General features: G+C 68.8%; 13 protein-coding genes. 8 read left to right on the top strand and 5 right to left on the bottom strand.

Going from position 1 to position 13,165, the window contains the following annotated elements:
* Positions 1-34: 34 nt before the first annotated feature.
* The 4 genes from ACQI46_RS22630 to ACQI46_RS22615 all read left to right on the top strand — a co-directional run bounded on the left by ACQI46_RS22630 (position 35) and on the right by ACQI46_RS22615 (position 2,383).
* Entirely contained in the window at positions 35-523 is a 489-nt protein-coding gene (locus ACQI46_RS22630; RefSeq protein WP_427096287.1) for an SRPBCC family protein, read from the top strand.
* Positions 524-554: 31 nt separating this feature from the next.
* Positions 555-1,277, top strand: a complete 723-nt coding sequence (locus ACQI46_RS22625) for a Clp protease N-terminal domain-containing protein (protein ID WP_427096286.1) — start codon at positions 555-557, stop codon at positions 1,275-1,277.
* 72 nt (positions 1,278-1,349) lie between these two features.
* Positions 1,350-1,844 carry a hypothetical protein gene (locus ACQI46_RS22620; protein WP_427096285.1) on the top strand — a complete coding sequence of 165 codons (495 nt, stop codon included), beginning with the start codon at positions 1,350-1,352 and terminating at the stop codon, positions 1,842-1,844.
* Positions 1,841-2,383, top strand: coding sequence for a GNAT family N-acetyltransferase (locus ACQI46_RS22615; protein ID WP_427096363.1), 543 nt, complete (start codon positions 1,841-1,843; stop codon positions 2,381-2,383). Before ACQI46_RS22620 ends, ACQI46_RS22615 begins: the two co-directional genes overlap by 4 nt.
* On the opposite strand, the gene zapE is transcribed toward ACQI46_RS22615, so the two are convergent.
* Positions 2,359-3,396, bottom strand: coding sequence for a cell division protein ZapE (zapE, locus tag ACQI46_RS22610; RefSeq protein ID WP_427096284.1), 1,038 nt, complete (start codon positions 3,394-3,396; stop codon positions 2,359-2,361). The genes ACQI46_RS22615 and zapE overlap by 25 nt on opposite strands.
* 127 nt (positions 3,397-3,523) lie before the next feature.
* On the opposite strand from zapE, the gene ACQI46_RS22605 reads away from it, so the two are divergent.
* Genes ACQI46_RS22605 through msrB form a run of 3 tightly spaced genes read left to right on the top strand, consistent with a single transcriptional unit; the run spans position 3,524 to position 6,834 of the window.
* Positions 3,524-5,092 carry an alpha/beta fold hydrolase gene (locus ACQI46_RS22605; protein WP_427096283.1) on the top strand — a complete coding sequence of 523 codons (1,569 nt, stop codon included), beginning with the start codon at positions 3,524-3,526 and terminating at the stop codon, positions 5,090-5,092.
* Positions 5,093-5,128: 36 nt separating this feature from the next.
* Entirely contained in the window at positions 5,129-6,421 is a 1,293-nt protein-coding gene (aftC, locus tag ACQI46_RS22600) for an arabinofuranan 3-O-arabinosyltransferase (RefSeq protein ID WP_427096282.1), read from the top strand.
* Positions 6,418-6,834, top strand: a complete 417-nt coding sequence (msrB, locus tag ACQI46_RS22595; protein WP_427096281.1) for a peptide-methionine (R)-S-oxide reductase MsrB — start codon at positions 6,418-6,420, stop codon at positions 6,832-6,834. Before aftC ends, msrB begins: the two co-directional genes overlap by 4 nt.
* On the opposite strand, the gene ACQI46_RS22590 is transcribed toward msrB, so the two are convergent.
* The 4 genes from ACQI46_RS22590 to hemE form a co-directional block, all read right to left on the bottom strand.
* Positions 6,786-9,131, bottom strand: coding sequence for a putative bifunctional diguanylate cyclase/phosphodiesterase (locus ACQI46_RS22590; protein ID WP_427096280.1), 2,346 nt, complete (start codon positions 9,129-9,131; stop codon positions 6,786-6,788). The genes msrB and ACQI46_RS22590 overlap by 49 nt on opposite strands.
* Positions 9,132-9,316: 185 nt before the next feature.
* A complete protein-coding gene (gene hemQ / locus ACQI46_RS22585) occupies positions 9,317-10,021 on the bottom strand; it encodes a hydrogen peroxide-dependent heme synthase (RefSeq protein WP_427096279.1) in 705 nt (234 codons plus the stop codon).
* A 57-nt stretch (positions 10,022-10,078) separates the two neighbouring features.
* Positions 10,079-11,425, bottom strand: a complete 1,347-nt coding sequence (locus ACQI46_RS22580) for a protoporphyrinogen oxidase (RefSeq protein WP_427096278.1) — start codon at positions 11,423-11,425, stop codon at positions 10,079-10,081.
* Positions 11,422-12,486, bottom strand: coding sequence for a uroporphyrinogen decarboxylase (gene hemE / locus ACQI46_RS22575; protein WP_427096277.1), 1,065 nt, complete (start codon positions 12,484-12,486; stop codon positions 11,422-11,424). The genes ACQI46_RS22580 and hemE overlap by 4 nt, the downstream gene beginning before the upstream one ends.
* 74 nt (positions 12,487-12,560) lie before the next feature.
* Here hemE and ACQI46_RS22570 point away from each other — a divergent pair, with 74 nt between their 5' ends.
* Positions 12,561-13,142 carry a DUF3000 domain-containing protein gene (locus tag ACQI46_RS22570; RefSeq protein ID WP_427096276.1) on the top strand — a complete coding sequence of 194 codons (582 nt, stop codon included), beginning with the start codon at positions 12,561-12,563 and terminating at the stop codon, positions 13,140-13,142.
* Positions 13,143-13,165 lie beyond the last annotated feature (23 nt).

Here is a 13,165-nt window from a genome sequence, read left to right as displayed (position 1 = left end):
AGTGATTTATTCCACTGCATGACACCATCAGCGCATGACTGACCGCATCGAAGTGAGCCGCACGATCCCCGCCACGCCGGCCGAAATATTCGCCATACTCTGCGATCCGCAGGGACACGTCGCCATCGACGCCACCGGAATGCTCCAGGACGCCGACGGCAACCCGGTCCGCGGGGCCGGCGACTCGTTCGTCGTCCACATGGACCGCGAGGCGCTCAACGACTTCCCCCTCGGCCGCTACGAGGTCACTGTCGAGATCACCGAATACGACCAGGACCGACTCCTCGCCTGGACCATTCTCGGTCAGGTCCGCCCGCAGATCGGGCACGTGTACGGCTACCGACTCGAGCCGGACACCGAGGGCACCGTCGTCACGTCGTTCTACGACTGGTCTGCCATCGACCAGAAGTGGCGTGAAGCGGGCATCTTCCCGGTGGTGTCCGAAGCAGCCCTGCGCGCGACCCTCGGCATTCTCGACCGGACCGTGCGCCGCGGCTACCCACGCCCGTCAACCAACAGTTGACGATCCAGGCCCGTCAACCTACGGTTGACGCATGAGTGACGCCGCCAAGATCAGCCACCCCGTCCGCCTCGACGACCTGATCGAGGTGATCAAACAGGTCCACGACCAACCTCTCGACCAGCTGACCGACGCGGTCCTGGCCGCCGAAGCCCTCGGCGAGGTCGCCGACCACCTCATCGGCCACTTCGTCGACCAGGCGCGCCGCTCCGGCGCCTCCTGGACAGAAATCGGCAAATGCATGGGCGTCACCAAACAGGCCGCGCAGAAGCGATTCGTGCCGAAAGCACCCACCGACCCCGCGGCCATGGACCCCGCGGCCGGGTTCAGCCGTTTCACCGAACGCGCCCGCAACGCCGTCGTCGAAGCGCAGAACCGGGCCCACGCCGCGGGCAACGCCGAGATCTCGCCTGCACACCTGGTCCTGGGTCTGTTCGCCGACCCGACCGGGCTGGCCGCCCGATTGATCGCCGACCAGGGCGTGGACATCGCCACGCTTCCGGGCACCGTCACCCTGCCCGACCGCGTGGCCGACGTCCCCGCCCTCATCCCGTTCGACACGCGGGCCAAGAAGGCGCTCGAGCTGACGTTCCGCCACGCACTTCGCCTGGGGCACAACTACGTCGGCACCGAACACCTCCTGCTGGCCCTCTACGACGAAGAGGACGACGGCGGTGTCCTGCACGCCTCCGGCATCGACATCGAGCGCTTCGAACGCGAACTCGTGGCGGCACTGGAAGCGTTCACGCAGAACTGACCGCACCAACTCCGCCCACCGCCGTCAGCGGCGTGTGCGATCATGTCCACCACGTCGAGGAGGGATGTCGGGATGCGTCGTTGGCTCGTGGTGCTCGTCGCCGCTATCGCGGCACTCGCGGGCGTACTGGCCCCGCCGGCAGCCGCGGTCGGCATTCCGATCGGGCGTCTCGGTGAGACGCTGCGCGTCGAGTTCAAGGGCCTCGTCGCCGATGTGGCGATCAACAACATCGCCCCGTCGCCGGTCCCGCCGGGCTTCGGCTACCCTCCCCGGGCTCCCCGCTACCAGGTCTACCGCGCTGAGGTGACCATCACGCCGGTGCAGCTGCCCACCCCGTACGCGATGGGCATCACGTTCTCGTTCCGCGGTGTGACGCCGACCGGCGACGCCTACGAGCCCCGCAACAGCGATTCCCCCGACGCGCTGCAGTTCGGCATGCAGGCCGCCCAAGTCGGCCGCACGTTCACCGGCGGGGTCTGGTGGGACTGCTACCGCGACCTGGTCTCCAATGTCGTTCTGCTGGACCGGATCAGCGGCACCCGCCTGGCGCAGTGGAACGTCACCTGAAAGACTTGGCCACCCTGATCTCGCCGGCCACCCCGGAGTCCGTCCCCGAACTGGCCGCGCTGGCCGCGCGCACCTTCCCGCTGGCCTGTCCCCCGTCGACGGGTCCCGACGACGTCGCCGCGTTCATCGCCGAAAACCTCACCGCGGCACGGTTTTCCGAATACCTGAACGATCGCGGACGCGTCGTGCTCACCGCGACCGCGGGCGGCCACATCGTCGGCTACGCCATGACCGTTGCCGGCGTGCCCGACGACGACGCCGACGTCGCCGCCGCGGTGACCACCCGACCCGCGATCGAGCTGTCCAAGATGTACGTCGCTCCCGAAGCCCACGGCAGCGGCACCGCCGCAGCGCTGATGACCGCTGTGCTCGCGCACGCCGCACAGGCGGGCGCAACCTGCGTGTGGCTGGGTGTGAACCAGAAAAACCAACGTGCCCAGCGGTTTTACGCCAAACACGGCTTCTCGGTGGCAGGTGTCAAGACGTTCCGCCTCGGCACCCACATCGAGCACGACTACGTGATGCTGCGTCCGCTCTGACCGGCGGCGGTCAACGCCAGCAGTCGCGACGTCGCGCGCAGATACTTCTTGCGGAACCCACCGGCCAACATCTCCTCACTGAAGATGGTGTCCAACTTGGCGCCGGACGCCACCACCGGAATCCCTGCGTCGTAGAGCCGGTCGGTCAGCGACACCAACCGCAACGCGACGTTCTGGTCGTCGATCGGGTGCACCCCGGTGAGAAAAACCTGTGTGACGTCTTCAATCAGCGTCAGATACCGCGACGGGTGCATGGTGGCCAGGTGCGCGCACAACTGGTCGAAGTCGTCGAGGGTGGCACCGGCCACCGCAGCCGCGCGCTCGGCGACCTCGCCGTCGCTGAGCGGTTCGGGTGCGGGCGGCAGGCCGCGGTGGCGGTAGTCCGGCCCTTCGATCCGCACCGTGGTGAACATCGCAGCCAACGTGTTGATCTCGCGCAGGAAGTCCTGCGCGGCGAAGCGGCCCTCCCCCAACTGTTCGGGCAGCGTGTTCGACGTCGCGGCCACCGAGACGCCCCGCTCGACGAGCGCGGACAGCAGACGCGAGACCAGCGTGGTGTTGCCCGGGTCGTCCAGCTCGAACTCGTCGATGCACACCAGCACATAGTCGGCCAGCAGGTCGATGCACTCCGTGAACCCGAACACCCCGGCCAGCTGGGTGAGCTCACCGAACGTCGCGAACGCCTTCTTTCCCGACACCGCGTAGTACGACGACGCCAGCAGATGCGTCTTGCCCACGCCGAAACCGCCGTCGAGGTACACCCCGACCCCGGGCAGCACCTCCCGCTTGCCGAACAGCTTCTTCTTGCCCGCGCGCCGCTGCTCGGCCTGCTCGCAGAACGTGCGGCACGCCGTCACCGCGTCGGCCTGCGACGGTTCGGCGGGGTCGGGACGGTAGGTGTCGAAGCTGACCTCGGCGAACGTCGGCGGCGGAATCAACTGGGCGATCAACCGCTCCGGCGTCACGCTGGGATGACGATCGACCAGATGACCGACTTCGCTGGACCCGTGCATGCGCAGAACCCTAACGGCGCACCGCGCTTCTGCGTATGTCCGGCGGCGGGGACGGGACGCAGTTCACACTCGCGTATCCGGGTCGGGCCGACAAAGCGCGGGGACATCGGTCAGTAATGTGGGCGACATGCGTCGACTGCTCCGCGCTCGCCGCGGCGCCGCGGTGGCCGTCGCGGTGTCGCTGGCCGTTGCCGGGTGTTCTCCCGGCCTGGCCGCCAACCCCCGCTACGCCACCGACTCCGGCGCCGGCCCGCAGGGCGCCGCACCGACCACCGATCAGGCGGCCGGACCGCCGGCCATCGAAGCCCCCAAGAACGACCTGTCGTGGCGGGACTGCACGGCGCGGGTGTTCAGCTCCGCGGCCGTCGACCCGATCCCCGGCGTCCGGCTCGAATGCGCCAGTTACGACGCCGACCTGGATCCGATCAGCGGTGCGACCGGCTCGGTGAGCATCGGCGTCGTGCGCGCGATGTCCGCGCAGACCCCCGTCGACGCCGGCCCGTTGGTGATGACCACCGGCTCGGACGTGCCGACCTCCGTGCAACTTCCCGCCTGGCTGTCGCGCGCCGGCGCCGACGTGCTCAAGACCCGTCCGGTGGTCTCGGTGGACCGCCGGGGCATCGGGCTCTCCGGCGCGCTGGACTGCCGCGACGTCTACGACCGTCAGGAGATGTTCGAACAGGCGCAGTTCCAGTCCGGGGACGACCCGGTGGCCGCGTTGAGTTCGATCACCATGACCGCCACCACCAACTGCACCGACACCATCGCCCCCGGCGACTCTGCCTACGACAACGCCCACGCCGCCGAGGACATCGAGCGTCTGCGCACCATGTGGGATGTGCCGGCGCTGGCGCTGCTGGGCATCGGCAACGGCGCCCAGGTCGCGCTCGCGTACGCCGGTTCGCATCCGAACAAGGTGGCCCGGCTGGTCCTGGACTCTCCGCTGCCGCTGGGCATCGCCGACGAGGCCGCCACCGAGCAGCGCGTCAAAGGCCAACAGGCCGCCCTCGACGCGTGGGCCACCCAGTGCGCAGCGGCCAACTGCCCGCTGGGAGCCGACCCAAAAGCGGCGGTCGACGCGCTGCTGAACGCGGCGCGGGCCGGCAACGGCCCCGGCGGCGCATCGCTGGCCGCGGTCGCCGACGCGATCTCCACCGCGCTGGCGTTCCCCCGCGGGGGCCGCCTCGACGCGACCAACGACCTGGCCTTCGCGGTCGCCGACGCGCGGTCCGGCGACACCAACCGGCTCAACAACCTGATCAACCAGGCCGAGACGTTGCGCCAGAGCGACGGCCAGTTCGTCAACGGCTGCAGCGACGCCCTGAACCGGCCCACCCCGGACCGGGTCCGTGAACTGGTGGTCGCCTGGGGCAAGCAGTACCCGCAGTTCGGGGTCGTCGGCGCGCTCGACATGGTCAAGTGCCTGCACTGGCCCAGCGGCGCGGCACCGAAGGAGCCGGCGGGCCTGGAGATCCCCACGCTGCTCCTCGGAGTACAGAACGACCCGATCGTCGGCAACGAGGGCGTGGCCGCGGTCGCGGCCACCGCGATCAACGCGGGCTCTGCCAACCGTCGGGTGATCTGGCAGGGCATCGGCCACGGCGCGGTCGTCTACTCCCCCTGCGCGCTGCCGCCCGTGCTGACCTACCTCGATGACGGGCAGCTGCCCGACACCGACACGTACTGCCCGGCATGAGCCGGCGGGTCCGACGGCTAGGTGTACGGTGCGCACGTGCGTGATCTTGTTCTGAGCGCTTTCCGGCCGCGCACGTCGCCGCCGAGCACCGCCTCGGTGCTGCGATCGGTGCTGTGGCCGTTGGCGATCCTGTCGATCATCCACCGCAGCTATGTGCTGGCCACCAACGGCTACATCACCGACGACTTCGCACCCGTCTACCGCGCGGTGGTGAACTTCAAGCTCGGCTGGGACATCTACAACGAGAACTTCGACCACGTCGACCCGCACTATCTGTATCCCCCCGGCGGCACCCTGCTGATGGCGCCGTTCGGGTACCTGCCGGTCGACGCGTCGCGGTTCTGGTTCATCTTCTTCAACACGCTGGCCATCGTGCTGGCCGCCTATTTCCTGTTGCGGCTGTTCAAGTTCGGACTCGCCTCGGTGGCCGCGCCGGCGCTGCTGCTCGCGATGTTCTGCACCGAAAGCGTCACCAACACCCTGGTCTTCGGCAACATCAACGGCGTCATCCTGCTGCTCGAGGTGTTGTTCTTCCGGTGGCTGCTCAGCGCCGGTACACCTGGAAACCGCAACCACGAATGGCTGGCCGGCATCTCGATCGGACTGACCCTCGTGGTCAAACCCCTGTTGGCGCCGCTGCTGTTGTTGCCCCTGCTCAATCGGCAGTGGCGCACGCTGGTCGCTGCATTCGCCGTGCCGGCGGTCTTCAACGCCGCCGCCTGGCCGCTGGTCAGCGACCCGATGAGCTTCGTCACGCGCACCGTGCCCTACATCCTGTCGACTCGCGACTACTTCAACAGCTCGATCCTCGGCAACGGCGTCTACTACGGCCTGCCGATGTGGTTGATCATGACGTTGCGGATCGTGTTCGCCCTGCTCGGTGCCGCCGCGCTGTGGCTGCTGTACCGCTACTACCGCACCCGCGATCCCCTGTTCTGGATGCTGACGTCCTCGGGTGTGCTGCTGTTGACGTCCTGGCTGGTGCTCTCACTGGGCCAGGGCTACTACTCGATGATGCTGTTCCCGTTCCTGATGACCGTGGTGCTGCCCAACTCGGTGATCCGCAGCTGGGTGGCGTGGCTGGCGATCTACGGGTTCCTCACCATGGACCGCTGGCTGATGTTCCACTGGCCCAGCACCGGTCGGGCACTGGAGTACCTCAAGATCACCTACGGGTGGTCGCTGCTGCTGATCGTGGTGTTCTCGGTGCTGCTGTTCCGTTACCTCGACGCCAGGAATGACGGCCGGCTCGACGACGGCATCGATCCGCCCTGGCTGACTGGCGACGCCGCGGCGCGCGCACCGGCGACGAGTAGCCTGAAACCATGACAGCGACAGGTCCCAAGCTGGTTCTCAGCGACGATCAGTGGCGTGAGCGGCTCACCCCGCAGGAGTTCGCGGTGTTGCGGCGGGCGGGTACCGAACGTCCCTTCACCGGCGAATACAACGACACCAAGACCGAGGGCGTCTACCAGTGCCGGGCGTGCGGCTACGAGTTGTTCCGCAGCACCGAGAAGTTCGAATCACATTGCGGCTGGCCGTCGTTCTTCGATCCGGCCGACTCCGACGCCGTGGTGTTGCGCTCCGACGACACGCTGGGAATGCGCCGCGTCGAGGTGTTGTGCGCGAACTGCCACAGCCATCTCGGGCACGTGTTCGAAGGCGAGGGCTACCCCACCCCGACGGACAAGCGCTACTGCATCAACTCGATCTCGCTGCGCCTGGTGCCCAGCGAGTCCTGATCCTCCCGGATTCGGGAGCGCTGTTCGCGCAACAGGTTCGAGATGTCCGGCGCCGGCAACGGGGCGCTGAAGTGGAAGCCCTGCGCCACCTGGCACCCGTATTCCCGCAGTCGGGCCGCGGTTTCGGCGTTCTCGACGCCCTCGGCCACCGGCGTGACACCCAGTGAGTGCGCCAGACCGATCACGGCACGGGCGATGGCCGCCGACGCCGGATGCGTCAGGATCGGCGCGATGAACTCCCGGTCCAATTTGACCTCGTCGACCGGGAACTCGCGCAGATACCACAACGCCGAATAGCCCTTGCCGAAATCGTCGATGGCCACCCGGATTCCGCGGGCGCGCAGCGCTTCGAACACCGTTCTGGTGCGGCCCAGATTGTCCAGCAGCAGGTCCTCGGTGATCTCGATCGTGAGGCATTCCGCCGGCAGCGCGCGCTCCTCGAGCGCCTGGGTCAGTTGCTCACACAGCCCGGGATCGGCGATTGCCGGGGCGAACACGTTGATGGCCACCGGAACACCGATACCCGTCTCGTACCAGCGCGCGGCATCGTCGAGTGCGGCGGAGAGCACCACCGAGGTCAGCGAGCGCATCAGGCCGTGACGACGGACCAGCGGCAGGAACTGCGCCGGCCCGAGCAACCCCCGGCGGGGATGTGGCCACCGGATCAACGCCTCCAGCCCGACGATCCGGTAGGTGCTCAGGTCGAACTTGGGCTGGTACACCACGCTCAGGCCGCCCTGCTCGATGGCCGAGCGCAGTTCGCCCAACAGCTGCGCCGTCACCACACCGGCGTCCTCACCGTCGCCCTGTGGCGCCACCGGCTGACCCGACTCCATGCCGGGTGCGAACACCACCAGCCGACCGGTGCGGTCATGCTTGGCCGCCTCGAGTGCGAACTCTGCGCGTTTGTGCAGTTCGTCGGCCGACGAGCACCACTGTTCGGCGCCTGTGGTGGCCATGCCCACGCCGGGCCGCAGCCGAAGTTCCTGCCCGTCGACGACGAATGGCCGGTCGAACGCATCGATCACGTCCTCGGCCGTGTCCCGGGACGCGTCGGGGTCACCCATCATGATCACGGCGAACTCGTCGCCACCCACCCGGGCGACGGTGTCGCTGGCGCGCACCGCCCCGACGATGCGCTCGGCGACCCGGATCAACAACATGTCACCCGCCTGGTGACCGAAGCTCTCGTTGACCACCCGGAAGTCGTCGAGGTCGAGAACCAGCACCGTGACGTCGAGCGTATGACGTTGGTGCAGCTGTACCGCGTGCACCAGACGATCCAAGAACAGGGTGCGATTCGCCAGCCCGGTGAGCGGGTCGTGCAGTGCCCGGTCTGCCACTTCGGCCAGCAGACGACGATTCTCGGCGAGCACCAAGACCTGCCGGATCAGCACCGCCACCACCGTCACCGCGGCCGCGACGAACACCGGCCCGAGGCCGTCGACCAGAACCGGCGTGCACAGCACCGCGGACAGCGCGACCGGCAGATACGGCAGCCACACCGACAATCCCGGCGGTATCGAGGAGACGTCGACCGTGTCCTCACCCGAGGACGTCGCCGTCACCAGCGCGGCCTTCCCGATGCAGAGAAAACCCCAGGCCCAGCCGATCGCGATGACGTGGTAGTGCCGATCGGTGTCGACCGCGGTCAGATACACGTAGGCAGTGTCGGACGACGCGATCAGCGTCAGCCCCGCCGCCAACCAACCCAGATGCCGGCGTCCTCCGGCCGGTGCGCGCACCAGCATCAGCACCGCGACGGTGATCAGCGCGATGTCGACGATCGGATAGGACAACGCCATGGCGAGGACAGCGGGATCTCCCGACCGCACGTCGTGCACCGTCTGCAGCACGGTCACCCAGGCCAGCCCGAACAGCGCCGCACCGACGATGACGCCGTCGAGCAGCAGCCGAACCTGAGTCGTCTGCGGCGCCGTCGACAGCATGAACACCAGGCAGCCGCCGGCACCGACCAAGAAGGCGAGGTAGCCGGCGTCGGCCCAGGAGAACACCGGGTGCGACCCGGTGGTCAGGTGGATGTAGGCCCAGCTCAGGCTTGCCAGTCCCCAGGCGAGCGTGCCGCAGGTCATCGCCGACCAGGCGGCCCGGTCCCGGCCTCGCGCACGCACGGCGGCCGTCGCGCAGCACGCGGCGGCGAAGAGCGCAAAGGCGACGACACCGAAGTCGTCGACCAGACGGATCACGTCGTGCCCACCCCAATCGGTGAGCAGCCACCCCGAGTAAGCCGCCCCCACGATCACAGCACCCGCCGTGACCCCCTGCAGGTTCGGCATGGCGGGAGCTTAGCAACGTTAGCTGAGTTAGGGAAACAGTTCGGGTCCGAGACACAAGATTTGCCAGTCTGTGCCACATTTGCGCTGGCTGTCGCGTTTCCCAGTGCGGAGATCAGAAAATTATCGGACAAGAAAATTTGCGCAGGGTCCCGATCGGGCTACCGGATCGGGACGTCAGCAAATCGTCATGGCAGGGCGGTGACCAACTGCTCGACCGACACCCGAGGTCCGGTGAAAAACGGCGTCTCCTCGCGGACGTGACGACGCGCATCGGTGGCGCGCAGATCACGCATCAGGTCGACGATGCGGTGCAACTCCGGCGCCTCGAAGGCGAGCAGCCATTCGTAGTCCCCCAAGGCGAACGACGGCACGGTGTTGGCGCGCACATCCTTGTAGCCGCGCGCAGCCATACCGTGCTCGGCCAGCATCCGCCGGCGCTCCTCGTCCGGCAGCAGGTACCAGTCCAGAGAGCGCACGAACGGATACACGCAGATGTAGGCCCCCGGCTCCTCGCCGGCCAAGAACGCCGGGATGTGACTCTTGTTGAACTCCGCGGGTCGATGCAGCGCGACATTGCTCCACACCGGGGTCGAGGCGCGGCCCAGCGTGGTGGTGCGGCGGAAGTCGGCATAGGTGGCCTGCAGCGCCTCGACGGTCTCCGCGTGCGTCCAGATCATGAAGTCGGCGTCGGCGCGCATGCCCGCGATGTCGTACAGACCCCGCACGACGACGCCCTTGTCCTCCTGCTGCTTGAGGAAAGTCGCTGTCTCGTCGACGACGGCGGCGCGTGCGTCCTCACCGCGTTCCAGTTCACCGGGAGTCACCGAAAATACGGAGAACATCAGGTACCGGATGGTGGCGTTGAGGGCGTCGAAATCGAGCTTGGACATGCCTCTATCCTGCCACGCAGGCGATTTGGGATGGCGACCCCGTCGAAGGGGTCCGGGTCACTGCTGCACGTGCAGCCCGGCCACCGCCCGGGTCGCCGCGGCCACGCAGGCCGGCACACCGATGCCGTCGAGGTATGCGCCGGCCACCGCCAGCGTCGGGGGCAGCCCGACGCGGATGTCGGCGACCAGGCCGGCGTGGCCGGGACCGTATTGCGGCATCGCATCGATCCATCGCACCACCCGGGCGTCCTCGGGTTCGACCGCGACGTCGAACAGCGTCCGCAGGTCCTCGCCGGCCCAGCTCAGCAAGTCGTCGTCCCCGACGCTGCGGGCGAGATCGTCGCCGAACCGACCGAACGACAACCGCACCATCTCGACGTTGCCGCGACCGCCCCACTTGCGCGAGGACAGCGTGACCGCTTTGGCGTGAAGGCGGCTGCGGCCGGCCACCAGCACGCCGGACTGCTCGGGCAACGGCGTGCCGCCGGGCAATGCCAGTGCCACCACGGCCGCCGACGCCACCGGGATGCGCCGCGCCGCCGCGGCACTGCCCGGGGCGATGACCTCGATCAGCGGAGCCACCCGCGGTGCGGGAACAGCCAGCACGACCGCGTCGGCCGACCAGCGTCCGCCCTCGTCGTCGACGAGTTTCCACCCAGGCCCGTCACGCTCCAGACCGCGGACTGCGACCTGCGCCCACGTCAGCTCCGACCGGCTCACGAGTTCGTCGAGCAGCACCTGATAGCCGCCGTCGACGGCACCGAACACCGAGCCCGGCAGCGGCGGCGGCAGCGCCGCGCCGACGGCTTCGGTCAGGCTGCGCGCGCCGCGGTCCAGGGCAGCGGCCACGGTCGGTGCGGCCGCACGCAGGCCGATGGTCGCAGCCGATCCGGCGTACACCCCCGCCAGGAGCGGATCCACCGAACGGGTCACCACCTGTTCGCCGAAGCGGTCGCCGACCAGTTCGGCGACCGCGGGGTCGGCCCCGGCACGCCAGGCCAGTGGTCGGCGCGGCTCGTCGCGCATCCACCGGATCGTCGCCTCGTCGACCAAACCGGTCAGGGCGTCGGCGCGCGAGGGGATGCCGTTGACGGTGTCCTTCGGCAGCGCGTGCAGCCGCCCGTCGCTGTAGATCAGCGGCCGGGCGCCGGTGGTGCCGATCTGCTTGCCGGCCAACCCGAGCTCACCGAGCAGGGCGGGCACCTCGGGTCGGCGCGCCACGAAGGCCTCGGCGCCCACATCCAGCGGCTGACCGGCGATCCGCTCGGTGCGCAGCACACCGCCGAGGCGGTCGGCCGGGTCGAACACGGTGATCGACGCCCGGGAACCGGCCATCACCCGCAGCCGGTAGGCCGCCACCAGACCGGAGATGCCGCCGCCGACGACGCAGAACGACCGGCTCACAACTGGTGCACCAGCGCGACAGTGTCGGTGATGATGCCGGGGTCGGTGGTCGGCAGCACGCCGTGGCCGAGGTTGAAGACGTGCCCGGAAGCGCCCGCGTCCATCGCGCGGCGGCCATCGTCGACGACGGCACGGACCGCACGCTCCACCACCGGCCACCCGGCCAGCAGCACCACCGGGTCCAAGTTCCCCTGCAGCGCGACGCCCGGCTGGACCCGCCCCGCAGCAGCGGTCAGCGACGTGCGCCAGTCCACGCCGACCACCGCCGGAGTGCCGTGCCCGGTGACCGCCTCCGACATGGCGCCGAGCAACTCGGCGGTGCCGACCCCGAAGTGCGTCATCGGGACGCCGTAGTCGGCCAACGAGGCGAACACCCGCGCGCTGTGCGGCAGCACGTAGGTCCGGTAGTCCACCAGAGACAGCGTCCCGGCCCACGAATCGAACACCTGGATCGCGTCGACACCGGCGTCGAGCTGGACCTGCAGGAAGGAGATGGTGACGTCGGTCAACGCGGTCATCAGCGCGTGCCAGACGTCCGGCGCGCCCAGCATCATCGCCTTGGTGTGCTCGTGGTTGCGGCTGGGGCCGCCTTCGACCAGGTAGGACGCGAGCGTGAACGGCGCGCCGGCGAACCCGATGAGCGGCACGTCGCCGAGCTCGCGCGTCAGCCGGGTCACCGCCGCCGAGACCGGCTCGACCTGGTCGCGCTGCAGCTCGCCGATCGACTCCACATCCCCGGTGGTGCGGATCGGGTGCTCGATGACCGGCCCGACGTCGGGCACGATGTCCAGCCCGATACCCGCGGCGCGCAACGGCACCACGATGTCGGAGAACAAAATCGCCGCGTCCACGTCGTGCCGGCGCACCGGCTGCAGCGTGATCTCGGTGATCAGGTCGGCGTCGAAACAGGCCTGCATCATGGTGTTCTTGGCCCGCAACTCGCGGTACTCCGGCAGCGACCGTCCGGCCTGCCGCATCATCCACACCGGCACGCGGTGTGGTTTGCGGCCGGCGACGGCAGCCAGGTACGGCGATTCGGGCAGCTCGCGGCGCGTATTCATCGCCGTCCATGCTGCCATGCGCCTCTCGGCGCGCCTGCGGCCAGCGGCGACAAGATCGACTAGCGTCATAGGCTGTGACCACCGCCGAACCGGCTCAATTCCGTGAAGCGGTGGCGGCTATGAGTGCCACCACCGTACGGCCGGAGATCGAGCTGGGCCCGATCCGTCCGCCGCAACGCCTCGCACCGTTCAGCTATGCGTTGGGCGCCGAGGTCAAGCACGCCGAGACCACGGTCGTCCCGGAACGCTCCGAAGGCGACGCGTTCGGTCGGCTCATCCTGCTGCACGACCCTGAAGGCGCCGACGCGTGGGACGGCACAATGCGTCTCGTGGCTTACATTCAGGCGGATCTGGACTCCAGCGAGGCCGTCGACCCGTTGCTGCCCGAGGTGGCGTGGAGTTGGCTGGTCGACGCGCTCGAACAACGTGCCGAACACGTCACCGCGCTCGGCGGCACCGTCACCGCCACCACGTCGGTGCGTTACGGCGACATCTCCGGGCCGCCGCGGGCCCACCAGCTCGAGTTGCGCGCGTCCTGGACGGCGACGACCCTCGACCTCGGTCCGCACGTCCAAGCGTTCTGCGAGGTCCTCGAGCACGCCGCCGGCCTGCCGCCGGCCGGGGTGACCGACTTGAGCTCGCGGACGCGCGCCTGACCCATGCCAGACACCGAACCGGT

The organism is Mycobacterium sp. SMC-4 (genome assembly GCF_050205565.1).
Lineage (GTDB): Bacteria > Actinomycetota > Actinomycetes > Mycobacteriales > Mycobacteriaceae > Mycobacterium.
The sequence above is the reverse complement of the archived record's forward strand: the minus strand, read 5'-3'. Positions and strand labels throughout refer to the sequence as shown.